The organism is Streptomyces avermitilis MA-4680 = NBRC 14893, from assembly GCF_000009765.2.
GTDB lineage: Bacteria > Actinomycetota > Actinomycetes > Streptomycetales > Streptomycetaceae > Streptomyces > Streptomyces avermitilis.
On record NC_003155.5, the window covers coordinates 3906196 to 3932134 of the forward strand.

Sequence of the window (25939 nt, forward strand, 5' to 3'; positions counted from 1 at the left end):
CTCACGCCTTCAGCGTGTCCTTCCGGTACAGCCACGCCGCTCCGCCCGCGAACAGGACGAAGGAGACGGCGAGGATGGCGATGTCCTTGGCTTGCGGGGCGTTGCCCAGCTCTATGGCCTGTCCGAGGGCAGCGTACGCGTGCGTGGGGAGCCACTTCGCGATGGACTGGAGCCAGTCGGGGAAGGTCGTCGTCGGCATCCACAGGCCGCCGAGCATCGACAGCCCGAAGTAGACGATCATCGTGATCGGGCGGACCGCGTCCCCGGTCGCCAGATAGCCGATGGCGACCCCGAGGGCGGCGAAGACGAGGCTGCCGACCCAGATCGTGCCGGTGAGCGCGAGCCACTGCCAGGCGTCCAGACGGACGTTCTTCACGGCCGCCGCGACCACGAAGACGATCAGGATCGACGGCAGGCTGATCACTGCGGCACTGGCGGTCTTCGCGAGGACATAGCCCCGGCCGGGGAGCGTGGTCAGCCTCAGCTGCCGCACCCAGCCGCTCTCGCGCTCCTTGGCGATGCGCTCGCTGTTGCCCATCAGGACAGCGGTCAGGGCGCCGAAGGACGCCATCGAGACCATGAAGAAGGTCGGGAGGCTGAGGCCCGTGCCCTCCACCTTCGTCGTGCTGTCGGCGCTGCCCGCGATCAGTAGGAACAGGGCCGAGGGGTAGATCACCGAGAAGAACAGGAACTTGCGGTTGCGCAGGGCGCGGACGATCTCCAGTTTGATGAGACCCCACGAAGCGAAGATGTTCGTCACTTGGACTTCGACTCCTCGGCGGCGGTGATGGCGACGAAGGCCTGCTCGAGCCCGAGCCCGGCGACTTCGAGGTTGCGGGGGAAGACCCCGAGCCCGTACAGCGCGTGCACGGTCGCGTCGGCGTCGGTCGACTGGATGCGGATCGTGTGACCCGATATGTCGACGGAGGTCAGGAAGGGCAGGGCACGCAGCGGGGCCTCGTCGATCGGGCCCTCCAGGTCGAAGGAGACCCGGCGGGCGCCGGCCTTCGCCTTGATCTCGGCGGCGGTGCCGTCGGCCAGCAGCCGGCCCCGGTGCAGGACCAGGACGCGGTCCGCGATGGCGTCGGCCTCTTCCAGGTAGTGCGTCGCGAACAGGACCGTACGGCCCTGGTCGGCCTGTTCGCGCATGGTGGCCCAGAAGGCGTGGCGGGTGGTGACGTCCATGCCGGTGGTCGGTTCGTCGAGGACGATCAGGTCGGTGTCCCCGGCCGTGGCGAGCGCGAAGCGGACGCGCTGTTCCTGGCCGCCGGAGAGCTTGTTGACCTTGCGATCCGCGATCTGCGAGACACCGGCGCGGGCAAGCACGTCGGTGACGCGGAACGGCTTGGGGTGCAGGTCGCAGGCGAGCTTCACCAGCTCGCCGACGGTGACCTCGTCCATCAGCCCGCCGCTTTGCAGCATGGCGCCGACGCGCCCGGCGACGATGGCCTCGCGCGGGCTGCCGCCGAAGAGCCGGACCGTGCCGCTGTCCGCGTGCTTGAGCCCGAGGAGGAGGTCCAGCGTGGTCGACTTGCCCGCGCCGTTGGGCCCCAGGAGGGCCACCGTCTCGCCCGGGTGCAGGGCGAGTGTCAGCCCGTCCACGGCCCGGACGTCGCCGTACGTCTTCGTCACCTGGTCGAACGCGACCACCGAGCCGGTGGTCACCGCAGTCGTTGTCATGTGACCCATCGTGGCCGGGCAGGGGGTGTCCCGGGCAGTGCCACCTGTCGTCGGTCCGGGATGACAGATGTCATGGGCGGCACGGTGACACGGCTGCCGCGCACCGGGCGCCGGATACGAGCAAGAGGCACCCGGCCGTCGCCGAATGCGGACGGTACGACGAAGGGGCACCCTGCCGTCGCCGGATGCCCCGGGTACGACGAAGGGGCACCCTGCCGTCGCCGGATGCCCCGGGTACGACGAAGGGGCACCCGGTCGTCGCCGGATGCCCCTGGTCGCGTACGGACTAGCTCGGGTCCGTGTCGATGACCGCGGTCCGCGCGGCGCCGTTCGTGGTGAGCAGGGCCGGACGCAGCGCGCTGATCACGTCCTCCACCGTCACCGCCGTCTTCTTGCCGGTGCCGCGGGTGACGAGGACGCCGTCGAACGTGTTGCCGTAGAGGCTCTTCAGCGCCGCCCTGTCGTACGCCTCGACGAGCTTGCCGTTCACGGCCTTCACGCCGAGGAACTTCCACAGGGAGTTCTGCGGGCTGAACGCGATCGCGTGGGCGGCGTCCGTCTGCACCGTCACGTTGGCGGACATCGCCGGCTTCGCGAACTTCTTCATCATCCGGTCGACCTCGGCGTTCGAGACCGTCGGCTGTTTGGTGGTCGTGGGCACCTTCACGGGCGTGCTGGTGTCGCTCTCCACCTGTGTGCGGTACGCCTGTTCGACGGCCTTCGTGGCCTGGGCGACGTCGATGCCCTTGCCCGCCTTGCCGTACACGGCGACGGCCTTGCCGGACGTGAACTTGATGGTGCCGTCGCTCGCCGAGCCGGCGCCGCCCGCGGCGCGCTCCAGGGCGGCCTGCAGCTTCTCCTCGTCGACGGGCATCACGGGCTCGATGACACGCTGCTGTCCGAAGAGCGAGCCGATCACCGACACCGGGTTGTAGTCGCTGTTCGCGGCGGCGCTGACGGTGGCCTTGCTGTCCAGCTGGAGGCCCGCCTGGTCCGGCTTGAGGGAGACGGTGTCGCCGTCGACCGACAGCTTGAGCGCCTTGCCCGTACGGCCCCCCAGGGCGTCGTCGAGCTTCTTGACGGCCTCGTCGCGGGTGCCGCCGCCGATGTCGACGCCGAGCACGGTGGTGCCCTTCGGCACGTCCGAGTGGTTCATCAGCAGCCCGGCGCCGTAGACGACACCGCCGATGAAGACCACGCCGACGCCCAGCAGGACCAGCTTGCTGCGGCCCTTCTTCTTGGCCGGCTTCGAGGAGGTGGCCGTCTTCGGCTCGGACGGAGCGGGCAGCTTCGGCGGGGTGTGCGGCACCGGTCCGTCGGTGTGCGCGCCCGGTCCGAACGGCGAGTTCTGGCCGCCGGACGGCACCACGGGGATGCCGCTGGTCACGGTGTGCCCGGAGACGTTGTCGCCGGGGCCGCCGTAGCCGGGCATATCCGGGTCGGGCGCAAAGCGCTGCGGGGTGAGGATCGCGGTGTCGTCGCTGAGACCGCCGCTACGGCCGGGGCCGCCAGGGGCTCCGGGGGTGCTCGGGGCGCCGGGTCCGACGGGGCCGCGGGGCCCGGTGCCGGGAGCGGTGAGGCCGGGGCCGCCCGGGCTCGACATCCCCGGGGCGCCGAGACCGGGGCCGCCGGGTCCCCTGGGCGGCACGGCCGGGCCGTCGCCGGTGACGGGACCGCCGGTCGGGCCGGAGGGGCCGCGCCGGTCGTTCTCGGAGAAGTACGGCAGGTTGTCGCGGCGCGGTTCCGCGCCGTTGTCGGAGCCGACAACGGGGAGGGGGAAGGAGCCCGTGGTGGCCGCGACCGCCTCGGACACGTCGAAGGAGCCGGTGCCGCCGCCGTGGCCGGGCGCGACGGGTCCGGCACCGGTGGCACCGGGCAGCCCGGCACCGTTCGTACCGCCCTGGCCGCCCTGGCCGCCCGGGACAGGCCCGTTCGGGCGGGCACCCAGAGGTCCGGAACCACCCGCACCGCCGGGGCGCGGTCCTGACGCACCCGGACGCGGACCGCCGGCTCCCGGACCGCCCGCAGCACCCGGCCGCGGACCGCCGCCGCCCGGCGCTCCCTGGCCGGGCGCGCCCTGCGCACCCGAACCCGTGGGGAGACCGGCGCCGTTGGTCGACCCGCCGCCCGGCTGCCCCTTGGGGGCACCGGACTTGCGCGGCGCGAACCAGTCGCTGGTCTTCTCCTCGGCCGGCGCGGCAGGCCCGGCGGGCGCGGCCGGCCCGGGCGGCGCGGAGGCCTCGGCGGGAACGTCGTAGGTGCTGATCGCGCTCACGGGGCCCGGCGCCGGGGCCTCGGCGGCCGGGGCGTCCTCGGCGGCCTCGGCGTCCACGACGGGCGTGCGCATGACGACCGGCGGGATGGGCCGCGATCCGGGGATGTTGATCCGGATCCGGGTCGTCAGCGTGGTCTCGGTCTTGCGTTCGTCGGACTTTGCGGCCGGACGGCCCGCATCGACACCGTCTTCGGAAGCCATGGGGGTCCCGTACGGCGGCGTCCCGGACGGGTACGCGGCTCCGCCGCGGCCGTTGGGTCCGGCGGACGAACTGTCAGTTTCACGACTCAAGGCAGGTTCTCCCGGTTGGCTCCGCCGCCCGTGTACTCGACTCGACCTCATCTCGGGCGGCTCGGCGGCGCGCACCACCATACTGGCCATATCCGGCCCGCAAACCTCGGCCGTCGAGGAAACCCCCACGGGACCGACACGCGGCGGATACGGCGAAGTGGTACGTCATTTGCCAAGTCGGACGCGGTCGCCGCCCGGTTGCCGCCCTTGAGCAAGGGTGGCGCACATCACAGCCACGGCCATGCCGCCGAGCAGGAAGAGATAGGAGACGACTCCCGCGCCGAACAGGAAGTCCCCTTCCGGACGGCTGGCGGTGAGCAGCACGACGGCGACCATCCATCCGGCGGCGGGCGCGACGGCCCCCGCGCGGGACCCGATCACGTAGGACCCGCCCAGATGGAGCCCGGCCGCGCCGGCCAGCGCGAGCAGCAACCCGCCGGGGAACCAGGCGGCTTGCACCAGTGCCCCGGCCAGGCCGACCAGTACGCCGAGCAGGAAGAGGCCCAGGTAGGCGGCTGCCCGGCCGGCCGAGGGCAACGTCACCGGTTGCGCGAGCGCGCTCTGCTGTCTGCCCGTCGTACTCATCACGGGGCCACCCCTTCGAACAGGTCCGTCTCGCGCGGTGAGCCGCGCTCGCCGCGCACCAACTCGTAGTACTCCGTGGTGAAGAGCGGCTGCGCGAGTTCGTTGGAGAGCGCGAACCACGGCCCGTCGACCTCGACCTGTGTGGCGTGCGCCCGCATCGCGGCGGCCTTGGCGGCGGCGAAGGGCGTGCCGTCGATCTCCGTGGTGATCACCGATTCGTCGACCACGCCGGGTACGTCGTCGACCGCCGCGGACTTGGCGAAACGGGTCCCGGGAAGAGCGAGGCGCAGCCGCGCGAACCCCTCCTCGGCCACCGGCCGGGGCACCCGGTTCCAGTAGACCTTGGCGATCTCCCAGGGCGTGCCAAGCTCCGGACGGAAGGCGGGGTCCGCTGCCAGCTCGGCGGCACGCACGGCGACGCGGTGGGCCTGGATGTGGTCCGGGTGGCCGTAGCCGCCGTCCGGGTCGTAGGTGACGAGGACCTGGGGGCGTACCTCGCGTACGACGGCCACCAGGTGCCCGGCGGCCTCGTCGAGGTCGGCGGCCCAGAAGGCGCCCGCGCGGTGGTTCTGCTCGCCGCCCATCATCCCGGAGTCGCGGTAGCGGCCGGGGCCGCCGAGGAACCGGTGGTCGGTGACCCCGAGTTCCTTCATGGCGGCGGCCAGCTCGCCGACGCGGTACGGGCCCAGCGCGTCGTCCCGGTCGGGCGTGAGGTGGGCGAGAGCTGGCGGGATGACCTCGCCCTCCTCGCCGAGGGTGCAGGTCACCAGCGTCACCTGGGCGCCCTCGGCCGCATACCTGGCCATGGTCGCGCCGTTGTTGATCGACTCGTCGTCCGGGTGCGCGTGCACCAGGAGCAGACGCCGGTCGGGCAGATCCTTCATGGACCCACCCTACGAGGGGTCTCCCCCTCACTTGCCTCGCGGCCTGCTGTCATCTCGTCGTCGAGCACGTGATCGGCCCGAGTGCTCATGGTGTCCTCCCGTGAGTGCCCCGGTCGGCGTATCGGTGGCGGAGCGGGACACGGGTGCGGGAGCTCCGCATCAGGCGGCCGTCCGGAGATCGGATCGGCAGTCCCGGCAGAGACCGGGGTCAGGGGCGCGGAAGGCGCGGTCGCAGCCGTCACAGGTCTGGAGCGGGCTCCGGACGGCCGGGGGCGGAGGTGCAGGCACGCCGAACGGGGGCGGGGGTGGCAGATGGGCGGCGAGGCGGTGGGCGAGGAGGGCGGCCGGGCGCCGCGGTCCTTCGGGGGGCAGGTCGCTGGTGAGTGCGTGCCGTACGGCGCCGGGGCTCACGTCGCGCTCCAGCCACGCGGCGACGCCGGGGACGAGGTGGGCCGTGTCGCAGGCGGACAGGAGCAGGCGGGGGTCGTGGCGGCGGAGGCCTGCGAGGAGGGCCGTGGCGGCCTGGAGGAGGGCGGGGGCCGGCTGGGCGGGGTGCGGTACGGCGGGGAGGGGCTTGGGTGCGCGCTTCTCGCGCCTCTCTGGGGCCGCCACCGGCCGGGCGGGGGCGGAGCAGACGGGCTCGCCCTCGCTACGACGTCCCGGCTGGTTGCAGGAGATCGTGCGGGTGACGATGCGGCCGCCGGGGATGCGTTGACGTTCGCGGCGCAGGTAGCCGTGGGCCTCCAGCTCGCGCAGAGCTGCGGCGATACGGGTCACGCCTTCGGGGAAGCGGGCGGCGAGGGTCTTGATGTCGACACGGGCGCCTGCGGGGAGGGACTGGATGTAGACGGCCAGCCCGATGGCGAGGCCCGACAGCTCCGGGTGCTGGGCCAGGTGGTTGCCGATCACCGTGAAGCGGGTGGTGTGGCGGGCGTTGTCGTGAGTGAGGCCGCCGTGGCCGGAGTCTCCGGTGCGGGAGTGCCGCCGGTTCGGGTGTTTGTCGGCGGGAGGCCGGGACTGGGCGTGCGGGGGCACGCTAAGGTCTCGCGTATCCATCAGGAAGCCCTAACTTCCTCGGTGGTCAGGCCCTCGCACTGGGATTGGCGTCCCGGCGGGGGCCGTCGCATGTCTGCGGTTGTTGCGCTGAGCGTAGGACAGGCAACCAGCTTGGAATCCAGCCGAGTTGGTGACGTTCACTCGGGCGGGTGACTGTGTGCCGCGGGCGGGAGGGGTGGGGCTTGGTGGGGGTTCTTTCACCCTTGTAGTTCTTTGGGAAGAGCGCCCCTGGCACCGGAGCACGTGCGGGCGGGGTCCGGTGCCAGGGGTACGAGGTTCAGTTCCGCCCAGACCGTCTTGCGCGGGCACGGTCCCTGAGCGACGCCCCATCGATCGGCGAACGCCTCGACGAGGACGAGGCCTCGGCCCGACTCGGCGTCGGAGGTGGGGTCTTGGGGGCGGGGCAGGAGGTCGCCGCAGGTGTCGGTCACCTCGATACGCAGGGTGTCACCGACGACGTAGAGGGTGAGCCTGAAGTCCCGGCCAGGGACACGGCTGTGCGTGGCCGCGTTGGCAGCCAGTTCGGCGACGAGTTGGCGTGCCGGGTCCAACGGGAGTTCCCAAGAGCGGAGCTGCTCGGTGGCGAGCAGGCGGGCGAGGCGGGCTCCGCGTGGCGTGGGTGACAGTTGCACGCTGAAGTTGCGGATGGGGTGGTCGAGTCGGGCCTCGGGAGCGGCTGTTTTCTGGATCACGTCACTCAGAGTGGCCGTCCGCGCCTACCGTGAACAGTGATGGAGCCGTTGCGTACGGTGACTGTCCGGTTGTTGTCCGGTCGTGTCGGGGCTGTCGGTTCGGGTGACGGAGGGGTGCGGGATGACGCAGGTGAACGGCAAGGCGGTCCAGCTCAAGGAGGAGGCGGACGAGCCGGGTTGGGAGGTGGACCCGGACGACGAGTGGGGCGTCGCCGTCGTGGAGACGGTGGGACGGCAGCTGAAGCTGCGGCGGGAGGCCCTGGGGATGCGCGCCGCCGACTTCGGGACGGCGGTCGGTTACGGCGAGGACATGGTCTACAAGATCGAGAGCGGGAAGCGGATTCCCCGGCCGGAGTTCCTGGACAGGGCGGACGAGCTGTTGGGGGCGGGTGGGTTGCTCTCGGCAATGAAGGAGGACGTGAAGAAGGTCCGGTACCCGAAGAACGTCCGCGAGATCGCCAAGTTGGAGGCGCAGGCGGTCGAGCTCGGGGTGTATGTCGGGCTCAGCCTGCACGGGTTGTTGCAGACGCCCGAGCATGCGCGGGCACTGTTCGAGGTCTGGCAGCCTGCCTACTCACCGGAGGAGGCGGAGCGGCGCATGGCCGCCCGAATGGCCCGGAAAGCGATCTTCGAGCGGTCGCCTGCCCCCGCCCTTAGCTTCGTTCAGGAAGAGGCAACGTTGCGTCGGCCGGTCGGAGGCACAATGGTGTGGCGTCAGCAGCTCGAACATCTGCTGGAGGTAGGGCAGTTGCGCAACGTCACACTTCAGGTGATGCCGACGAACTCCGAGGCCCACCCCGGACTGAGCGGAAGGATCGAGGTGCTGAAGTTCTCGGACGGCACAGCAGTGGGCCGTTCCGATGGCGCGTACAACGGCCGACCGATCTCAGATCCGAAACAGCTTCGGATCCTTGAGCTGCGGTATGGCACCATCCGGGCCCAGGCACTCCCGCCTCGGGAGTCGCTGGCCTTCATCGAGCAACTGCTGGGAGAAACATGATCCACAACGGTTCCGCCGGAGATACATCCGAGCTGGCGTGGTTCAAGAGCAGCTACAGCGACGGCCCCGACGGCGACTCCTGCGTCGAGATCGCCACCACCCCCGGCACCATCCACGTCCGCGACTCCAAGCACGCCGACAGCAGCCCCCGTCTCGCGCTCTCACCCAAGGCCTGGGCCGCCTTCGTGCCGTACGCATCCGAAGGCTGAAGAACCCGACCCGTAGATGGCTCATGGAGCCGGGCGCTACGGAGGGCCGGAACAGGACGGACAGGAGCGGGCTCCGCACGCTTGCCTCTCGGAGCCCACGTCCCGCGCGATCAGAACTTGATGCTCCCGATCATGCCCGCGATGTTCGTCGTCAGCTCGTTGATGGTCGGGGCGACGGTCGAGGACGCGAGATAGAACCCGAACAGAACGCACACGATCGCGTGTGGTGCCTTCAACCCTGACTTCTTGATCAGGATGAAGACGATGATCGCCAGCAGCACCACCGCCGAAATCGAGAGTGCCACGGCGGCTCACCTCCAAAGATCCCAGGGACATGGGGTCGGACATGGGGGTCGAACTTGGGGTTCGGTAAATCCGTACAGCAGCCAGCAGGTTGATACCCACCCACCGCTAGTGATCATAACTATCCGTACGCGCGCATCGATCGGCGCACAGCCGCACAAGGGGGCGCATGGCCAATATGGTCAGGGCATGACGACCGAGCCTCTCTCCTTCCCACGCCGGCAGGCGCGCACCCAGCGGTTCACGCTCGGCGCGCCACGCGCGTTCACCGTGGCCCCCGACGGTTCCCGAGTGGTGTTCCTGCGTTCCGGGTCCGGCACGGACCGGGCGCAAAAGCTGTGGGTCCTCGATCTGCCGGACGGTCGGGAGCGCCTGGCGGCCGACCCGGGCGCACTGCTCGGGGGCGCCTCCGAGCGCCTGTCGCCGCAGGAGCGGGCGCGCCGCGAACGCAGTCGCGAGGGCGGCGCCGGGATCGTCGCCTACGCCACCGACACGGCGCTGGAGTTGGCCTCTTTCGCGTTGTCAGGGCGGCTTTTCACGGCCGAACTGCGGGCCGGCACGGCACGTGAACTCCGGGTCCCGGGACCGGTGATCGACCCGCGCCCCGCCCCCGACGGACGGCACATCGCGTACGTCGCCGGGGGCGCCCTGCGGGTCGTCGGCGCCGAGGGCGAGGGCGACCGGGCGCTCGCGGAGCCGGAGCCCGCGGCGGACGCGGCGACGGTTTCCTATGGACTCGCCGAGTTCATCGCGGCCGAGGAGATGGGCCGTTCGCGGGGTTTCTGGTGGTCCCCGGACTCCGACCGGCTGCTCGTCGCACGGGTCGACGACGCGCCCGTACGCCGCTGGTGGATCTCGGATCCGGCGCACCCCGAGCGGGAGCCGCAGCGGGTCGCCTACCCGGCGGCGGGCACCGACAACGCGGACGTACGACTGTTCGTCATCGGTCTCGACGGGGTGCGCACCGAGGTCGTCTGGGACCGGGCGCGGTACCCCTATCTGGCGCATGTGCACTGGTCAGAGGCGGGTGCGCCGCTCATTCTGGTGCAGGCCCGGGACCAGCTGAGCCAGCTGTTCCTGGCCGTGGACCCGGACAGCGGGACGACGCGGATGGTGCACGCCGACGAAGATCGACAATGGCTTGATCTTTTCCCCGGTGTGCCGTGCTGGAGCCCCGCCGGACAGCTCGTACGGATCGCCGACGAGGGCGGTGCGCGGGTCCTCGCGGTGGGTGAACGGCCGCTGACAGGACCGCAGTTGCATGTACGGGCGGTGCTCGACGTGACGGCCGACGACGTGCTGGTCGCGGCGTCGGCCGGCGAGGCCGCCCCCTCCCCCGAGATCGGCGAGGTCCATGTGTACCGCGTCAACGAGCTCGGCGTGGAGCGGGTCTCGCAGGAGCCCGGCGTGCACTCCGCGGTGCGCGCCGGGGGCGTGACCGTGCTCGTCTCGGCGGTGCCGGCCCAGCCGGGCACTCAGGTGCAGGTGCTGCGCGAGGGCAAGCGGGCGGCGACCGTGCCCTCGTATGCCGAACATCCTGGTTTGCCCCCGCGCGTGACGCTCACACGAGGGGGCGCACGGAAAATCCCATGCGCCGTGCTTATGCCATCGGACTACCCCGGTGACACGCCCCTACCGGTCCTCATGGACCCCTACGGCGGCCCGCACGGGCAGCGGGTGCTGGCCGCGCACAATCCGCACCTCACCTCGCAGTGGTTCGCCGACCAGGGCTTCGCGGTGGTCGTCGCGGACGGCCGGGGCACTCCGGGCCGCTCCCCGGCCTGGGAGAAGGCGGTCAAGGACGACCTGGCGGCCATCACCCTCCAGGACCAGGTCGACGCGCTGCACGCGCTGGCCGGCGACTTCCCGCTCGACCTCTCCCGCGTCGGCATCCGCGGCTGGTCCTACGGCGGCTATCTGGCGGCGCTCGCGGTGCTGCGCCGTCCGGACGTCTTCCACGCGGGCGTGGTGGGCGCCCCGGTCACCGATCTGCGGCTGTACGACACCCACTACCAGGAGCGCTATCTGGGGCACCCGGTGCGGCAGCCGGAGGTCTACCGGCGGAACTCGGTGATCGACGACGCGGGCCTGGTGGACGCGGCCGAGCCGCACCGACCGATGATGATCATCCACGGTCTGGCGGACGACAATGTGGTGGTCGCACACTCCCTGCGGCTGTCCTCGGCGCTGCTCGCCGCCGGCCGCCCGCACGAGGTGCTGCCGCTGTCCGGGGTGACGCACATGACCCCGCAGGAGACGGTCGCCGAGAACCTGCTGCTGCTCCAGCTGGACTTCCTGAAGCGCTCGCTGGGCGTGGCCTGAGCGTGCGACCGGCCGGGGCGACATGGCGCGCCCCGGCCGGTCTACGGCACCCGCACGGCCGTACGCTGTTCAGCCTGACGCGTCCGTATATCGGTATCGGGTCAGTCAAGTTGCCTGCGTGTTAACGAGATTCGCGGTTGTTTGCGGGGTTATGCCCCCTGTTCCGGATCTTGTTCCGGATCTTGTTCCGGCGGCACCACCCGCCCCGGCGCGGAGTGCCTCATGGGGACGGTCTCCGCGAAGTGACAGGCCGAGTCGTGGGCGGCCGGTCCTGAGGTGAACCGGAACACCGCGGGCACCGCGAGGAGCGGCACCTCGAGGGCGCAGCGCTCCTGCGCCTTCCAGCAGCGGGTGCGAAAGCGGCAGCCGGAGGGGATGTTCGTCGGGGACGGGACATCGCCGACGAGGATGATCCGCTCCCGGTGCTCGCGCGCCTCGGGGTCCGGCACGGGCACGGCGGACAGCAGGGCCTGGGTGTAGGGATGCGTCGGATGGTCGTAGATCTCGGCGTCCTTGCCGGTCTCCACGATCCGCCCCAGATACATGACCCCGACCCGGTCGGAGATGTGCCGCACGATCGACAGGTCGTGCGCGATGAAGACGTAGCTCAGCCGGAACTCGTCCTGGAGCTTGGCGAGCAGGTTGATCACCTGGGCCTGCACGGAGACGTCGAGCGCGGAGACCGGCTCGTCCGCGACGATGATCTCGGGGCGCAGCGCCAGCCCGCGGGCGATGCCGATGCGTTGCCGCTGGCCGCCGGAGAACTGGTGCGGATACCGGTTGATGTACTCGGGGTTGAGCCCGACCACGTCCAGCAGGTCCTGCACCCGCCGGCGCCGGTCCCCCTTGGGAGCCACCTCGGGATGGATCTCGTACGGCTCTCCGATGATGTCGCCCACGGTCATCCGGGGGTTGAGGGAGGTGTACGGGTCCTGGAAGACCATCTGGATGTTGCGCCGTACGGCCTTCAGGGCCTTGCCGGAGAGTCTGGTGACGTCCTCGCCCTTGTACTTGATCGACCCCTCGGTCGGCTTCTCCAGGCTGACCAGCATCTTGGCGACCGTCGACTTGCCGCAGCCGGACTCGCCGACGATGCCGAGGGTCTCGCCGTGCCCGAGGGCGAAGTCGACCCCGTCGACCGCCTTGACGGCACCGACCTGTTTCCTGAAGAGGATGCCCCGGGTGAGCGGGTAGTGCTTGACGAGCCCGCTGACCTCCAGAATCGGCTCAGCCATGCAGGCACTCCCGCCAGAAGTGACAGGCGCTTCCCCGAGCCGCGCCCCCGTCGTCCACCTCGTACAGCGGCGGCACGTCGGTTCGGCACACGTCCTGGGCCATCGGGCAGCGGGGGTTGAAGGCGCAGCCCGGCGGGATGTTCATGAGGTTCGGCGGCAGGCCCTTGATGGCGTAGAGCTCCTTGCCCTTGCGGTCCAGGCGCGGGATGGATTCGAGCAGGCCCTTGGTGTACGGGTGCGCGGGCGCCTTGTAGATCTCGTGCACCGGCGCCGACTCCACGATCCGGCCCGCGTACATCACGGCGATGCGGTCGGCGACGTCCGCGACGACGCCGAGGTCGTGGGTGATGAGGATCAGCCCCATGTTCAGCTCGCGCCGCAGCTCGGCCAGCAGATCCATCACCTGGGCCTGCACGGTGACGTCGAGGGCGGTGGTCGGCTCGTCGGCGATGATCAGCGCCGGTTCCAGCGCGAGCGCCATGGCGATCATGATGCGCTGGCGCATGCCGCCGGAGAACTGGTGCGGATAGTCGCGTACGCGCTCGGCGGCGGCCGGAATGCGGACGCGGTCCATGAGTTCGACCGCCTTGGCCCGCGCGTCCTTCTTCGACATGCCCCGGTGCACGACGAACATCTCGCCGAGCTGGTCGCCCACGCTCAGCACGGGGTTGAGCGAGGAGAGCGCGTCCTGGAAGATCATCGCCATCTCGGCGCCGCGGATCCTCCGCCGCTCCTCCTCCTTCAGCTTGAGCAGGTCCCGGCCCTGGAAGAGGATCTCCCCGCCGGTGATCCTGCCGGGCGGCGTGTCGAGGATGCCCATCACGGCCTGCGCGGTCACCGACTTGCCGGAGCCGGATTCGCCGAGCACGGCGAGGGTCTCGCCGGCGTCCACGCCGTAGTCGACCCCGTTGACGGCCTGGGCGACCCCGTCCCTGGTCCGGAACTCCACCCGCAGGTCGCGTACGTCGAGCAGCATGCGCCGGTCACCTCAGCTTCGGGTCGAGGGCGTCGCGCACCGCGTCGCCGAGCATGATGAACGCGAGCACGGTGACCGCGAGGGCGCCGGCGGGCCACAGCAGGGCGTGCGGCGCCGTACGGATGTACGGGGACGCCGCGGAGATGTCGATGCCCCAGCTCACCGTCGGCGGCTTCAGCCCGACACCGAGGTACGACAGGGTCGCCTCCAGCGCGATGTAGGTACCGAGCGCGATCGTCGCCACGACGATGACCGGCGCGACCGCGTTGGGCGCGATGTGCCGCAGCAGCATCCGGGAGTTGGAGGCGCCGAGGGCGCGCGCCGCCTGGACGTAGTCGTTCTGCTTGGCGGTGATGACGGAGCCGCGTGCGATGCGGGAGATCTGCGGCCAGCCGAGCAGCACCATGAACCCGACGACCGGCCAGACCGTATTGCTGGTCACCACGGAGAGGAGGACGAGCCCGCCGAGGACGACGGGGATCGCGAAGAAGACGTCGGTGACCCGGGAGAGGAACGAGTCCGGGACGCCGCCGAAGAACCCGGCGAGTCCGCCCAGGACACTGCCCAGGATCGCGACGCCGAGCGTGGCGCAGACGCCGACGGTGACCGACACCCGGGCCCCGTACACGGTGCGTGTGTAGACGTTGCAGCCCTGGCCGTCGTATCCGAAGGGATGGCCGGGCGCGGGACCCTCCTGGGCCTTGGCCAGGTCGCACTTGAGGGGGCTGCCTGGGGCGATCAGCGAGGGCCAGACCGAGATGAAGACCAGAAAGAGGATGACGAGCGCGGAGATGATGAAGACGGGGTTGCGGCGCAGGTCGCGCCAGGCGTCGGACCACAGGGAGCGCGGTTTGCCCTGCGGGCCCGTGCCCTCGGGGCCGCCCGGAATCCTCTCCAGCGTGGCCGCCTCGCTCGTGGCGAGGTCCATCGCGCCGCCCATGCCCGTCGCGGCGATGGCGCCTTCCGGCTCCCTCGGTTCAGGCATAGCGGATCCTCGGGTCGAGTACGGCGTACAGCAGGTCGACCAGCAGGTTGGCGACCAGGAAGACGAGGACGAGTACGGTCACGAAGCCGACGACGGTCTGGGTGTTCTGGCGCAGGATCCCCTGGTAGAGCTGGAAGCCGACGCCGTGGATGTTGAAGATCCGCTCGGTGACGATCGCGCCGCCCATGAGGGCGCCGATGTCCGTGCCGATGAAGGTGACCACGGGGATCAGCGAGTTGCGCAGCAGGTGCCGCGTGATCACCCGGCGCCGGGGCAGTCCCTTGGCGACGGCCGTGCGGACGTAGTCGGACCGTTTGTTCTCGGCGATGGAGGTCCGGGTGAGCCGGGTGACGTAGGCGAGCGAGACGGAGGCCAGGACCAGGCCGGGGACGATCAGTTCGCCGAAGGCGGCGTCCGGGGAGACGGACGGTTTGATCCAGCCCCACTCGACGCCGAACAGCAGCTGGAGCAGCAGGCCGGTGACGAAGGTGGGCACCGAGATGACGACGAGGGTGAGCAGGAGGACGCCCGTGTCGACGGGCCGGCCGCGGCGCAGGCCGGTGACGACGCCCAGCGCGATGCCGATGACGATCTCGAAGACGATGGCCACGAGCGTCAGCCGGATGGTGACCGGGAAGGCGTCGGCCATCAGCTCGGTGACCTCCTGCCCGTTGAAGGCGGTGCCGAAGTCGCCGGTGAAGACATGGCCCATGTACGTCAGGTACTGCTGCCACACGGGCTTGTCGAGGCCGAACTCCTTCTTCAGCTGGGCGGCGGTGGCGGGGTCGCACTGCTTGTCGCCGCACAGGCCCGCGATGGGGTCGCCCATCACGTTCACCATCAGGAAGATCAACAGCGTGGCGCCGATGAAGACCGGGATCATCTGCAGCAGACGCCGGATCACGTACCGTCCCATGGGGGCTCCGGAGGTAGGGGGTGCGGGCGCCCGGGGTGCCCGCCGCCGCTCGGCTCAGCTGACCTTGATCTCGTTGTAGACGGGGACGCTGAACTGGTTGAGCGCCACGTCGGAGACGCGGTCCGAGTAGCCGGCGCTGCCGTTCTGGTACCAGAGCGGGATGGCGGCCATGTTGTCGCGCACGACACCCTCGGCCTGCTGGAAGAGCTGCACGGCCTTGGCCCGGTCGGTCTCCGCGTTCGCCCGGTCGACGAGCTTGTCGAAGTCCTTGTCGGACCACTTGCCGTCGTTGGAGGAGGCGTTCGTGTAGTAGAGCGGCTGGAGGAAGTTCTGGATCAGCGGGTAGTCCATCTGCCAGCCGGCCCGGAACGGCCCCGGCATCTTGTGCCGGCCGATCTGGTTGCGGAAGTCGGCGAAGGTGCCGACCGGGTTGCCGACGCAGGCCTTGTCGTTGCCGAGGGCGTTGTTGATGGAGTTGCACACGGCGTCGACCCACACCCGGTGCGAACCGCTGTCCGCGTTGTACGAGATCTTGACCTGTCCGCCGGGCAGGCCGCCGCCCTCGTCGATCATCTTCTTGGCCCGCTGCGGGTCGTACGTGCAGAAGTCGCCGCACAGCCCGTCCTGGAAGCCGCCGTCCTTGCCGAGCACCGGCGAGGTCCAGTCGCCGGCCGGGGTGCGGGTCTTCTGGAAGATCGTGCCGGTGATCCGGTCGCGGTCGATCGCCATGGACAGGCCCTTGCGGACCTTGTCCGAGCCGCTCTGGTTCCACTTGCTGTCGTAGAACGGGAAGGCGAGGGTCTGGATGATCCCGGCCGGGGTGTTGATGTACCGGCCGCCGAGGTCGCTCTTCACGTTCTTCAGCTGTGCGGCCGGGATGTCGTCGGCGAGGTCGAGGTTGCCGGCCATGAGGTCGGTGTAGGCGGTGTTGTTGTCGGTGTAGACCTGGAGGTCCACCCCCTCGTTCCGGGCCTTGTCGTCACCCGGATAGCCGGCCCACTTCCGCAGGGACATCTTCGAACCCTTGGTGTACGAGTCGATGAGGTACGGGCCGTTGCCGACCGGCTTCTTCACCCAGGCCGCGTGGTCGTCGAAGAACGCCTGGGGCAGCGGGGCGAAGGCCGCGTAGCCGAGGGTGTCGGGGAACGTCGAGAACTTCTGCCTGAGCCTGACGGTGAAGGTCCTGTCGTTCTTGACGGCGAGGCCGGAGAGCGTGTCCGCGGTCTGTGTGCCGCCGTCCTCGGGGTGGACCTTGTCGTAGCCGTCGATGTACCCGAAGAAGTACGCGTTCTTCTGGTTGTGCTCGAGGCCGGCGCCGTAGTTCCAGGCGTCGACGAACGACTTCGCCGTGACGGGCTCCCCGTTGCTGAACTTCCATCCGCCCTTGATGGTGATGGTGAAGTTCTGCGAGTCCGAGGTCTCGATCCGGTCGGCGAGCATGTTCTGGGCCGCGCCGGTCCTGGCGTCGTACCGCTTCAGCCCGCGGAAGATCATGTCGAGGACCTTGCCGCCCTGCACCTCATTGGTGTTGGCCGGTTCCAGCGGGTTCTGCGGGTCTCCCCAGGAGGAACTCAGGACCCCGGGGGCGCTGCCACCGCCGCCGCCCCCGCATGCGGTCGCCGCGAGGGCTGCCGCCGCCGCGCATGCGGCCCACTTGGCGTGCGTGGCTCCACGCATGGGAGTGCCTCCTCGGAGTGCGCTGTACCTTCCCGTCAATATCGGGCTATAAGTCGTGTACCGCGCATTCACCCCGCCCTTTCGGCATGTACACCATCCGGATGCACGCACCCGGGGAGCCGCGGAGATGATCTCCAGATGGCCACGCAATGGATCTTTACTCTTCGATGCCGAACCGTTGGAAACAGCACCCGTGATGTACGCATTTCGACACAGGGCAGTCCGCATATCGAACTCATTGACCGTTTCGCGTAGTTGGTCCATTTCAGGACACAGATAGGTCACAACGCGCTACACGCGTAGCTACAGGTCGGTCAAGTTGAGGTAAAGAAGGTAAAGAGAAAACCAAGGCGACCGAGAATTTATTGACCTTGAATGAATTGCGTTGAAAAAGTCCGGCGTAGCCCGTAGGGAGCGCCCTGCGGAGTCCTTGACCGCATCGGGCCTGGAGCACCATGACCCCCCCAACTCCATCTGCGGCTGCCCCGCTTGAGGTGACCGACGAGAGTGTCGAGAAGTCGATCACTTCTCCCACTCCCAAGGCCAACGAGAGCCGGTCCCCCGGACAGCTCGCCTGGCTCCGTTTCAAGCGGGACCGCACGGGCGTCATCTCGGCGCTGGTCGTGATCTTCTTCTTCGTGGTCGCGATCGCCGCTCCGCTGATAGCCACGCTGTACGGCAAGGACCCGACCACGACGTACGGCATCAACACCCCGGGACTGCTGGGTGACAACAGCTTCCCGATCAAGCCGAACGGCGGCATCAGCTCCGACTTCTGGTTCGGCCTCGAACCCGGCCTCGGGCGTGACGTCTTCACCTTCCTCATCTACGGGATCCGCAACTCGCTGCTCATCGCCGCGGCAGTGACCGTCCTCGTCATGATCATCGGCGTCGTGGTGGGCGTCACCGCCGGCTACGTGGGCGGCAAGTCCGACTGGTTCATCGGCCGGGTCATCGACATCCTGCTCGCCTTCCCCTCCCAGCTGTTCTTCGTCGCCTTCACCCCCGTCGTGCTCGCCCTGTTCGTGGCACCCGACGAGAACACGCCGACCTGGCTCACCGTGGTCTCCCTCATCGGCGTCCTCACCGCCTTCGGCTGGGCCTCCATCGCCCGTCTTCTGCGCGGCCAGGTGCTGGCCCTGCGCGAGCGGGAGTTCGTCGAGGCCGCCAAGGTCACGGGGGCGTCTCCGGCGCGAATCATCTTCAAGGAACTGCTGCCCAACCTCTGGACCCCGATCCTGATCCAGGCAACGCTGCTCCTGCCGACCATGGTCACCACGGAAGCGGGACTCGCCTTCCTGGGAGTCGGCGTCAAGGAAACGACTCCGGACTGGGGCGTCATGCTCGGACGCGCCGCCGACGTCTACCAGGACGACATCACCTACCTGCTCTTCCCGGGCATCACGATGGTGATCTTCGTCCTGGCGTTCAACCTCCTCGGCGACTCGATGCGCGACGCGCTCGACCCGAAGACCAAGCGCTGATCTCCGGCCCTTTTCAGGACCACGGCAACGACGCCAGGTGCCGGGCTTCTCTCATCACTCTCACTTCCAAGGCAGGATGCGATGTCTTTTTCGCGCAGAAACTTCCTGATAGCCACCGGCGTTGTCGCCGCGTCGAGCTCGGTGCTGTCCGCGTGCAGCAGCGGTGACTCCAGCGGCGGCTCCGGCGGCGGCAAGCAGGACGCCGCCAAGGCCAAGACGACCACGGTCAAGATCGGCACCGCGGCCGACTCCAAGGGCCCGGCCCCCGAGGTCCCCGGCGCGAAGAAGGGCGGCACCGCCTACCTGCTGAACGACGACGACTTCTCGCACCTCGACCCCCAGCGCATCTACTACGCCTGGAACTCGCTCGCCGCGATCGTCCTCTCCCGCACCCTGACCGGCTACAAGGTCGGCGATGACGGCACCATGACCCTGGTCGGCGACCTCGCCACCGACACGGGCAAGATGTCCGACGGCGGCAAGACCTGGTCCTTCACCCTGAAGGACGGCGTCAAGTGGGAGAACGGCGCCGACGTCACCGTCGACGACGTGCGCCACGGCATCGAGCGCGCCTTCGCCAGCTACATCACCGAGGGCGCCTTCTACGTCCAGGCGTGGCTGACGGGCTCGCAGAACTACCGCAAGTCGTACTCGGGCCCGTACAAGGGCAAGCACCTGAAGTCGATCGAGACCAGCGGCAAGACGATCACCTTCCACCTCTCCGAGGCGCGCCCCGACTTCAACTACGTGGTCGCGATGCACTCCTACGCGCCGACCCCGGTGAAGAAGGACACCAAGGAGGACTACGACAAGAAGCCGGTCTCCAACGGTCCCTACCGGGTGAAGTCCCACGTCACGGACAAGTCGATGGTCCTGGTCCGCAACGAGCACTGGGACGCGGACACCGACCCGATCCGCAACGCCTACCCGGACCAGTTCGACTTCACCTTCGGCATCGAGCAGCTGACGGCCGTCGACCGCCTGATCGCGGACGCCGGCAAGGACAAGTACGCCGTCAGCTGGCGCACGATCCCGCAGGAGCGCATCCAGAAGGCCACGACCGAGGCCAAGGACCGCGTCTTCGAGGAGCTCGGCAGCGGTGTCAGCGTCTACTGGATCAACACGACCCGGGTCAAGGACAAGGCCGTCCGTGAGGCCCTGATCAAGGCGTGGCCGACCGCGCAGATCCGTCAGCTCATGGGCGGCGTCCACCGTGGCGACTACGCCACCGGCATCATGAGCCCGCTCGTGGCCGGCTACGAGTCGCAGGACGTCTGGGGCAAGCTGAAGACCCCCGCGGGCGACCCGAAGGCCGCGAAGAAGATCCTCGACAAGGCCGGCAAGACCAAGCAGAAGATCGTCTACGCCTACCAGCAGGACGACGTCCAGCCGAAGATCGCGGTCGTCATCGAGAACGCCCTCAAGGCGGCGGGCTTCGACGTGGTCACCAAGGCCATCGACTCCACCACCTGGTACGACCAGATCGGCAAGCTGGACAACCCGTTCGACGTCTACTGGGGTGGCTGGTCCTCCGACTGGCCGACCGGTTACTCGGTGTTCCAGCCGCTGTTCGACAGCGCCAACGTCGTCGACCAGGGTCAGAACTACTCGCACCTCAAGGACCCGGCCGTCGACGCCGCCATCAAGGCGGCGACGCTCGAGACCGACCAGACCAAGGCCAACAAGATGTGGGCGGCCCTGGACAAGCAGGTCACGGAGATCGGCGCGTTCATCCCCGATGTGTACATGAAGCGCATCTACCTCCACGGCTCCAAGCTCGGCAACGTGAAGATGGACCCGAACTTCGACGGCTGCATGCTCTACAAGATGTACGTCAAGTCCTGATCCATACCTGAGGAGTGGGGCGGCCCGGGGCCGCCCCACTCCTTCGGCCCGCCTTTCGTGGCCCCTCGTACCTCCCGGTCCGACCACGCTCCGCACGACGGCCCATCCCAGGAAAGCCACTCCCCATGCTTCGCTTCCTCGCCCGCCGGCTCCTCGGCGCCGTGATCACGCTGGTCGTCATCAGCGCGATCACGTTCATGCTCTTCTACGCTGTGCCGCGCGACCCGGCCCGGCTGGCCTGCGGCAAGCTCTGCACCCCGGAGACGCTCGAGGTGATCCGCCACAACATGGGGATCACGGACTCGCTGCCGGTCCAGTACTGGCACTGGCTGACCGGGATCTTCCTCGGCCGGGACTACGGCTCCTACGGCCACTGCGACGCGCCGTGCCTGGGCTACTCGTTCGTCAACCGCGAGTCCGTCCTCGGCACGATCATGGACCGGTTCCCGACCACGGCCTCCCTCGCCCTCGGCTCGTCCGTCGTCTTCCTCATCGGCGGTATCGGCGCGGGCATGATCGCCGCCGTCAAGCAGGGCAAGGCGCTCGACAAGGTCGCGAGCGGCGCGTCGCTGGTCGCCTCGTCGATGCAGATCTACTTCGTCGGCACCCTGGCCCTCTACTGCTTCGTGTACCAGTGGCAGATCCTGGACCAGCCGTCGTACACGGACTTCACCAAGAACCCGGCCTCCTGGGCCAACGGGCTGCTCCTTCCCTGGCTGGTCCTGTCGCTGATCTGGACCGCGAACTACACCCGTATGACGCGCTCCCAACTGGTCGAGCAGCTCAACGAGGACTACGTCCGCACGGCCCGGGCCAAGGGTCTGTCCCGCCGAAACGTCTTCTTCCGCTTCGCCTGGCGCGGCGCGATGGGGCCGATCGTCACCATCTTCGGCATCGACCTCGGCGTCCTTCTCGGCGGCGCGATGATCACCGAGAAGACCTTCAGCCTCCAGGGCATCGGCATGCTCGCCATCAAGGCCGTGACCAACAACGACCTGCCCATGCTGCTCGGCATCATGGTGATCACCGCCTCCTTCGTGGTGATCGCGAACATCGTCGTGGACGCCGTCTACGCCCTGATCGACCCGCGGATCCGGCTCGCCTGACCCCGCTCCCACTCCTGCCCCCAACCGACCTCCCACGCAACACCATCCAGGAGCGCACTCGTGAAGAGCACCGCTACCAAGCCCGCCGGCGAGCGGAACCCTCAGGCCACCGGACCCTTCCTGTCCGTGCAGGACCTGAAGGTGCACTTCTCGACCGAGGACGGCACCGTCAAGGCCGTCGACGGCCTCTCCTTCGACCTCGAGCGCGGCAAGACGCTGGGCATCGTGGGTGAGTCGGGGTCCGGCAAGTCGGTCACCAACCTGACCATCCTGGGCCTGCACAACCCGGACAGCACCGCCGTCGAGGGCTCCATCACCCTCGACGGCGAGGAGCTGAACGGCGCTTCGGAGAAGACTCTGGAGAAGCTGCGCGGCAACAAGATGGCGATGATCTTCCAGGACGCGCTGACCTCCCTGTCGCCGTACCACACCATCGGCAAGCAGATCGGCGAGACGTACCGCAAGCACACCGGCTGCTCCAAGGCGGCGGCCCGGGCGCGGGCCATCGAGATGCTGACCCGGGTCGGCATCCCGCAGCCCGACGTGCGCGTGGACGACTACCCGCACCAGTTCTCGGGCGGTATGCGGCAGCGCGCGATGATCGCGATGGCCCTGGTCTGCGACCCCGAGCTGCTGATCGCGGACGAGCCGACGACGGCTCTGGACGTCACCGTGCAGGCCCAGATCATGGACCTGCTCAAGGACCTCCAGAAGGAGTTCGGCACGGCGATCATCTTCATCACGCACGACCTGGGTGTCATCGCCGACATCGCGGACGACGTGCTGGTGATGTACGGCGGCCGGTGCGTGGAGCGCGGGACGAAGAAGGAGGTGCTGCGTACGCCGCAGCACCCGTACACGTGGGGTCTGCTCGGTTCGATGCCGAGCCTGGAGGGACCGGTCGACGTACCGCTGACGCCGATCCCGGGTTCGCCGCCCTCGCTGCTGAACCCGCCGTCCGGCTGCCGGTTCCACCCCCGGTGCAGCTTCGCCGAGAAGGTCGAGGACGGGCGCTGCTCCTCCGAGCGCCCGCCGCTGGAGATCACGGACGGTCGCGGGGCCGCCTGCCATCTGACCGCCGACCAGCGCCGCGCGTTCTTCGCCGACCTGGCCGCCAGCCCGGCCAACTGACGCAAAGACGGGATTCCACCACCATGAGCACCACCACCCCCCTCCTGGACGTCTCCGGGCTGACCAAGCACTTCCCGATCAAGGGCGGCTTCCCGATCCGGCGGACCGTCGGCGCCGTGCAGGCCGTCGACGGACTGGACTTCCAGGTCGCCGAGGGCGAGAGCCTCGGCCTGGTCGGCGAGTCCGGCTGCGGCAAGTCGACGACGGGCCGGCTGATCACGCGCCTGCTGGAGCCGACGAGCGGCAAGATCTCGTACCGCGGGCAGGACATCACGCACGCGGACCGCAAGAAGCTGGCGCCGGTCCGTTCCGAGATCCAGATGATCTTCCAGGACCCGTACGCGTCCCTGAACCCGCGACACACGGTCGGCAAGATCATCGCGGGTCCGATGGAGATCAACGGGATCCAGCCGAGCGGCGGCCGGGAGAAGCGGGTCCGTGAGCTGCTGGAGATCGTCGGCCTCAACCCCGAGCACTACAACCGCTTCCCGCACGAGTTCTCCGGCGGCCAGCGCCAGCGCATCGGTGTGGCCAGGGCGCTGGCCCTCGAACCGAAGCTGATCGTGGCCGACGAGCCGGTCTCCGCGCTCGACGTGTCGATCCAGGCCCAGGTGGTCAACCTCCTCCAGGACCTTCAGAAGGACCTGGGCATCGCGTTCGTCTTCATCGCCCACGACCTCGCGATCGTGCGTCACTTCTCGCAGCGCGTCGCGGTGATGTACCTCGGCAAGATCGTGGAGATCGCCGACCGTGCGGACCTGTACGAGAACCCGCGCCACCCCTACACCCGCGCCCTGCTCTCCGCGGTCCCCGAGGCCACGGTGGAGGACGGCGAGGCCCGCGAGCGCATCCGGCTCACCGGTGACGTGCCGTCCCCCATCAACCCGCCGTCCGGCTGCCGCTTCCGTACGCGGTGCTGGAAGGCCACGGACAAGTGCGCCTCGGAGGCGCCGCCGCTGGTCCAGGTCGAGGGCAACAACGCCGGCCACCTGACGGCGTGCCACTACCCGGAGACCAAGGAGACCGTCCCGGCTCCCCGTCTCTCCAAGGACCCCAAGGCAGCGGTCTGACACACCCCTAACCGTCGACCGCCGCCGACGGAACCCGACTTTCACCGGCCCATTGACCCGAGCCCGAACGTCCGGTTCCTGGGGAAACAGAAGGCCCGTGTACCCCTTTGGGGCACACGGGCCTTCGCCTTGTGGCGTCACCCGGCCGCCTTCGCGGCCTCGCGTCCGCCTCAGTCGCCTTCGATGTGGGCCACAACCGTCCGGCGGGTGTTCGGCCCGAAGGACACGGTCCAGCCGGCCGGTACGGGCAGGGACGACGGCCACAGGGAGCGCTGGGCCTCGTTGTTGACCAGGACCACGTACGAGGCGGTGTCGTCCTCGAAGGGGTTCGTGTCCATGTTCTGTCCTTTCGTTCGCGTCGTTCGCGTCGTCGTACGCGTCGTACGCGTCAGCGCCCCGCCGACGCGAGGCACGCGGCCAGGGCCGCCACGGTGGGGGTCTTGAAGACCTGGCGGACCTTCAGATCCGTGTCGAAGGCCGCCCTGATGCGGCTGACCAGCCGGATCGCGGAGAGCGAATGGCCGCCCAGTTCGAGGAAGCTGTCCTCGACCCCGACCTGCGTTTCGGACAGGCCCAGCACCTCGGCGAACAGGTCGCACAGCAGGGCCTCCTGCGGGGTGCGCGGGGCGACCCGGGCGGGAGCGGCGGCGGCGTCGGGCGGAGCGGGCAGCGCCTTGCGGTCCAGCTTGCCGTTCGGGGTGAGCGGCAGGCTTTCCAGCACGACCACCGTCGACGGCACCATGTAGTCGGGGAGCGTGGTGGCGGCGAGCGTGCGCAGCTCGGCCGGGTCGACCGTGCCGCCCGGCGCCGGGACCACATAGCCCACCAGCCGCTTGTCGCCCGGCCGGTCCTCCCGGACCAGCACCGCCGCCCCGGAGACCGCCGGATGCCGGGCCAGGGCCGCCTCGATCTCGCCCAGTTCGACGCGCAGGCCCCGGATCTTGACCTGGTGGTCCGCGCGTCCCACGTAGTCCAGCGCGCCGTCCGGGCGGCGGCGGGCCAGGTCCCCGGTGCGGTACATACGGCTGCCCGGCGGCCCGTACGGGTCGGCGACGAAGCGTTCCGCCGTCAGGCCGGGGCGGTTCAGATAGCCGAGCGCCAGCTGCACCCCGGCCAGATACAGCTCGCCGGTCTCCCCCACCGCGGCCGGGCGCAGCGCCGCGTCCAGGACGTACAGGCGGGTGTTCCACACGGGCCGGCCGATCGGCACCGAGGTGGCGCCGGGCTCGGGGGTGTACTCCCAGTACGTGACGTCGACCGATGCCTCGGTCGGGCCGTACAGGTTGTGCAGGGGCACGCCGGGCAGCGACGCCGTGAAGCGGTCGGCGAGTTCGACCGGCAGCGCCTCACCGCTGCACACCACCCGGCGCAGGCCGGTGCAGAGCGCCGCGGCCGGCTCGTCCAGGAACACCTGGAGCATCGACGGGACGAAGTGCACGGTGGTGATCCGCTCGCCCCGGATCAGCTCGGCCAGGTAGGCGGGGTCCTTGTGCCCGCCGGGTTCGGCGACGACCAGGGTGGCGCCGGTGATCAGCGGCCAGAAGAACTCCCACACCGAGACGTCGAAGCCCGAGGGCGTCTTCTGCAGGACGCGGTCGTCGCCGGTCAGCCGGTACTCGTGCTGCATCCAGTGCAGCCGGTTGACTATGCCGGCGTGCGGGACGACCACGCCCTTGGGCCGCCCGGTGGAGCCGGAGGTGTAGATGACGTACGCGGCGTCCTGCGCGGCGGGCGGACGGGCGGGCGCGAAGGGGGCGCGCTCCAGCGGCTCTTCCTGTGCGTCGACGACCAGACGGGGCAGCCCCTCGGGCCGTGCGCCCGGCGGCAGCGTCGCCTCCACGTCGGAGTGGGTGAGCAGCAGGACCGGGGCGGCGTCGGCGAGGAGGTAGCCGATGCGGTCCGCCGGGTAGTCCGGGTCCACCGGGAGGTAGGCGGCGCCCGTCTTGAGTACGGCGAGCAGCGCGACGACGAGTTCCACCGAGCGCGGCACGGTCAGGGCCACGACCCGGTCCGGGGCGGCCCCGTGCCCGGCCAGCAGCCGGGCCAGGCGGTCCGAGCGCTCGTCCAGCTCGGTGTAGCTGAGGCGGGTGTCCCGGAAGACCAGGGCGGTGGCGTCAGGGGTCCGGGACACCTGCGTACGGAACAGCTCGGGCAGGGTGTCGCCACCGCCGGGCAGCTCCCGCGCGGTGTCGTTCCATGCGGCGATCTCGTCCACGT

Annotated in this window: 22 protein-coding genes and 1 pseudogene; 8 read left to right on the plus strand and 15 right to left on the minus strand. The window is 69.6% G+C overall.

Annotation, left to right across the window (positions count from 1 at the left end; all coding sequences use genetic code 11):
- Position 1: 1 nt before the first annotated feature.
- The 7 genes from SAVERM_RS16245 to SAVERM_RS16275 form a co-directional block, all read right to left on the minus strand.
- Positions 2 to 760, minus strand: a complete 759-nt coding sequence (locus tag SAVERM_RS16245; protein ID WP_010984564.1) for an ABC transporter permease — start codon at positions 758 to 760, stop codon at positions 2 to 4.
- Positions 757 to 1680 carry an ABC transporter ATP-binding protein gene (locus tag SAVERM_RS16250; RefSeq protein WP_171033186.1) on the minus strand — a complete coding sequence of 308 codons (924 nt, stop codon included), beginning with the start codon at positions 1678 to 1680 and terminating at the stop codon, positions 757 to 759. The genes SAVERM_RS16245 and SAVERM_RS16250 overlap by 4 nt, the downstream gene beginning before the upstream one ends.
- A gap of 286 nt (positions 1681 to 1966) precedes the next feature.
- Positions 1967 to 4246 carry a peptidoglycan binding domain-containing protein gene (locus SAVERM_RS42735; RefSeq protein WP_010984566.1) on the minus strand — a complete coding sequence of 760 codons (2280 nt, stop codon included), beginning with the start codon at positions 4244 to 4246 and terminating at the stop codon, positions 1967 to 1969.
- Between the two features lie 165 nt (positions 4247 to 4411).
- Positions 4412 to 4831: a DUF6113 family protein gene (locus tag SAVERM_RS16260; protein WP_010984567.1), complete on the minus strand. Its 420-nt coding sequence runs from the start codon at positions 4829 to 4831 to the stop codon at positions 4412 to 4414.
- Positions 4831 to 5715: an N-acetyl-1-D-myo-inositol-2-amino-2-deoxy-alpha-D-glucopyranoside deacetylase gene (gene mshB / locus SAVERM_RS16265; protein WP_010984568.1), complete on the minus strand. Its 885-nt coding sequence runs from the start codon at positions 5713 to 5715 to the stop codon at positions 4831 to 4833. Before mshB ends, SAVERM_RS16260 begins: the two co-directional genes overlap by 1 nt.
- 159 nt (positions 5716 to 5874) lie before the next feature.
- Entirely contained in the window at positions 5875 to 6771 is an 897-nt protein-coding gene (locus SAVERM_RS16270) for a helix-turn-helix domain-containing protein (RefSeq protein WP_010984569.1), read from the minus strand.
- 197 nt (positions 6772 to 6968) lie between these two features.
- Positions 6969 to 7463, minus strand: coding sequence for an ATP-binding protein (locus SAVERM_RS16275; RefSeq protein WP_010984570.1), 495 nt, complete (start codon positions 7461 to 7463; stop codon positions 6969 to 6971).
- 121 nt (positions 7464 to 7584) lie between these two features.
- Between SAVERM_RS16275 and SAVERM_RS16280 the strand changes: the two genes are divergently transcribed.
- Complete coding sequence (locus SAVERM_RS16280; RefSeq protein ID WP_037645030.1) at positions 7585 to 8463, plus strand: helix-turn-helix domain-containing protein; 879 nt, start codon at positions 7585 to 7587, stop codon at positions 8461 to 8463.
- Entirely contained in the window at positions 8460 to 8672 is a 213-nt protein-coding gene (locus SAVERM_RS16285; RefSeq protein ID WP_010984572.1) for a DUF397 domain-containing protein, read from the plus strand. The genes SAVERM_RS16280 and SAVERM_RS16285 overlap by 4 nt, the downstream gene beginning before the upstream one ends.
- 110 nt (positions 8673 to 8782) lie before the next feature.
- Here SAVERM_RS16285 and SAVERM_RS16290 read toward each other — a convergent pair whose 3' ends face one another.
- The gene (locus tag SAVERM_RS16290; protein WP_010984573.1) at positions 8783 to 8977 is read right to left on the minus strand and encodes a hypothetical protein; all 195 of its coding nucleotides are present in this window, start codon (positions 8975 to 8977) and stop codon (positions 8783 to 8785) included.
- Between the two features lie 187 nt (positions 8978 to 9164).
- On the opposite strand from SAVERM_RS16290, the gene SAVERM_RS16295 reads away from it, so the two are divergent.
- Entirely contained in the window at positions 9165 to 11297 is a 2133-nt protein-coding gene (locus SAVERM_RS16295) for a S9 family peptidase (RefSeq protein ID WP_010984574.1), read from the plus strand.
- Positions 11298 to 11446: 149 nt separating this feature from the next.
- Here SAVERM_RS16295 and SAVERM_RS16300 read toward each other — a convergent pair whose 3' ends face one another.
- Genes SAVERM_RS16300 through SAVERM_RS16320 form a run of 5 tightly spaced genes read right to left on the minus strand, consistent with a single transcriptional unit; the run spans position 11447 to position 17086 of the window.
- Entirely contained in the window at positions 11447 to 12532 is a 1086-nt protein-coding gene (locus SAVERM_RS16300) for an ABC transporter ATP-binding protein (protein ID WP_010984575.1), read from the minus strand.
- Positions 12525 to 13508: an ABC transporter ATP-binding protein gene (locus SAVERM_RS16305; RefSeq protein ID WP_010984576.1), complete on the minus strand. Its 984-nt coding sequence runs from the start codon at positions 13506 to 13508 to the stop codon at positions 12525 to 12527. The genes SAVERM_RS16300 and SAVERM_RS16305 overlap by 8 nt, the downstream gene beginning before the upstream one ends.
- A gap of 7 nt (positions 13509 to 13515) precedes the next feature.
- Positions 13516 to 14493, minus strand: a complete 978-nt coding sequence (locus tag SAVERM_RS16310; protein ID WP_037645027.1) for an ABC transporter permease — start codon at positions 14491 to 14493, stop codon at positions 13516 to 13518.
- On the minus strand, positions 14486 to 15409 hold the full coding sequence (locus SAVERM_RS16315; protein WP_010984578.1) for an ABC transporter permease: 924 nt from the start codon (positions 15407 to 15409) through the stop codon (positions 14486 to 14488). Before SAVERM_RS16315 ends, SAVERM_RS16310 begins: the two co-directional genes overlap by 8 nt.
- 54 nt (positions 15410 to 15463) lie before the next feature.
- Positions 15464 to 17086 (minus strand): peptide ABC transporter substrate-binding protein, encoded by a 1623-nt coding sequence (locus SAVERM_RS16320; protein ID WP_010984579.1) that lies wholly within the window; start codon positions 17084 to 17086, stop codon positions 15464 to 15466.
- Between the two features lie 455 nt (positions 17087 to 17541).
- Between SAVERM_RS16320 and SAVERM_RS16325 the strand changes: the two genes are divergently transcribed.
- The 5 genes from SAVERM_RS16325 to SAVERM_RS16345 all read left to right on the plus strand — a co-directional run bounded on the left by SAVERM_RS16325 (position 17542) and on the right by SAVERM_RS16345 (position 23722).
- Complete coding sequence (locus tag SAVERM_RS16325; RefSeq protein WP_171033185.1) at positions 17542 to 18570, plus strand: ABC transporter permease; 1029 nt, start codon at positions 17542 to 17544, stop codon at positions 18568 to 18570.
- An 81-nt stretch (positions 18571 to 18651) separates the two neighbouring features.
- Positions 18652 to 20415: an ABC transporter substrate-binding protein gene (locus SAVERM_RS16330; protein WP_010984581.1), complete on the plus strand. Its 1764-nt coding sequence runs from the start codon at positions 18652 to 18654 to the stop codon at positions 20413 to 20415.
- A 125-nt stretch (positions 20416 to 20540) separates the two neighbouring features.
- Positions 20541 to 21521, plus strand: coding sequence for an ABC transporter permease (locus SAVERM_RS16335; protein ID WP_010984582.1), 981 nt, complete (start codon positions 20541 to 20543; stop codon positions 21519 to 21521).
- A 60-nt stretch (positions 21522 to 21581) separates the two neighbouring features.
- Complete coding sequence (locus tag SAVERM_RS16340; protein WP_010984583.1) at positions 21582 to 22652, plus strand: ABC transporter ATP-binding protein; 1071 nt, start codon at positions 21582 to 21584, stop codon at positions 22650 to 22652.
- A gap of 23 nt (positions 22653 to 22675) precedes the next feature.
- Entirely contained in the window at positions 22676 to 23722 is a 1047-nt protein-coding gene (locus SAVERM_RS16345) for an ABC transporter ATP-binding protein (RefSeq protein WP_010984584.1), read from the plus strand.
- A 170-nt stretch (positions 23723 to 23892) separates the two neighbouring features.
- Here SAVERM_RS16345 and SAVERM_RS16350 read toward each other — a convergent pair whose 3' ends face one another.
- Together SAVERM_RS16350 and SAVERM_RS16355 are read right to left on the minus strand one after the other, a co-directional pair.
- Positions 23893 to 24060: an MbtH family protein gene (locus SAVERM_RS16350; protein WP_010984585.1), complete on the minus strand. Its 168-nt coding sequence runs from the start codon at positions 24058 to 24060 to the stop codon at positions 23893 to 23895.
- Positions 24061 to 24110: 50 nt separating this feature from the next.
- Positions 24111 to 25928, minus strand: a pseudogene (locus tag SAVERM_RS16355) (amino acid adenylation domain-containing protein); the annotation flags it as partial.
- Positions 25929 to 25939 lie beyond the last annotated feature (11 nt).

Bases quoted from the DNA above. Each gene is read 5' to 3' on its own strand.
- SAVERM_RS16280 (WP_037645030.1), top strand. From the start codon at position 7,585: ATGACGCAGGTGAACGGCAAGGCGGTCCAGCTCAAGGAGGAGGCGGAC.
- SAVERM_RS16250 (WP_171033186.1), bottom strand. From the start codon at position 1,680: ATGACAACGACTGCGGTGACCACCGGCTCGGTGGTCGCGTTCGACCAG.
- SAVERM_RS16285 (WP_010984572.1), top strand. From the start codon at position 8,460: ATGATCCACAACGGTTCCGCCGGAGATACATCCGAGCTGGCGTGGTTC.
- SAVERM_RS16345 (WP_010984584.1), top strand. From the start codon at position 22,676: ATGAGCACCACCACCCCCCTCCTGGACGTCTCCGGGCTGACCAAGCAC.
- SAVERM_RS16310 (WP_037645027.1), bottom strand. From the start codon at position 14,493: ATGCCTGAACCGAGGGAGCCGGAAGGCGCCATCGCCGCGACGGGCATG.
- SAVERM_RS16325 (WP_171033185.1), top strand. From the start codon at position 17,542: ATGACCCCCCCAACTCCATCTGCGGCTGCCCCGCTTGAGGTGACCGAC.
- SAVERM_RS16320 (WP_010984579.1), bottom strand. From the start codon at position 17,086: ATGCGTGGAGCCACGCACGCCAAGTGGGCCGCATGCGCGGCGGCGGCA.
- SAVERM_RS16260 (WP_010984567.1), bottom strand. From the start codon at position 4,831: ATGAGTACGACGGGCAGACAGCAGAGCGCGCTCGCGCAACCGGTGACG.
- SAVERM_RS16330 (WP_010984581.1), top strand. From the start codon at position 18,652: ATGTCTTTTTCGCGCAGAAACTTCCTGATAGCCACCGGCGTTGTCGCC.
- SAVERM_RS16270 (WP_010984569.1), bottom strand. From the start codon at position 6,771: ATGGATACGCGAGACCTTAGCGTGCCCCCGCACGCCCAGTCCCGGCCT.
- SAVERM_RS16305 (WP_010984576.1), bottom strand. From the start codon at position 13,508: ATGCTGCTCGACGTACGCGACCTGCGGGTGGAGTTCCGGACCAGGGAC.
- SAVERM_RS16295 (WP_010984574.1), top strand. From the start codon at position 9,165: ATGACGACCGAGCCTCTCTCCTTCCCACGCCGGCAGGCGCGCACCCAG.
- SAVERM_RS16350 (WP_010984585.1), bottom strand. From the start codon at position 24,060: ATGGACACGAACCCCTTCGAGGACGACACCGCCTCGTACGTGGTCCTG.
- SAVERM_RS16335 (WP_010984582.1), top strand. From the start codon at position 20,541: ATGCTTCGCTTCCTCGCCCGCCGGCTCCTCGGCGCCGTGATCACGCTG.
- SAVERM_RS16300 (WP_010984575.1), bottom strand. From the start codon at position 12,532: ATGGCTGAGCCGATTCTGGAGGTCAGCGGGCTCGTCAAGCACTACCCG.
- SAVERM_RS16315 (WP_010984578.1), bottom strand. From the start codon at position 15,409: ATGGGACGGTACGTGATCCGGCGTCTGCTGCAGATGATCCCGGTCTTC.
- mshB (WP_010984568.1), bottom strand. From the start codon at position 5,715: ATGAAGGATCTGCCCGACCGGCGTCTGCTCCTGGTGCACGCGCACCCG.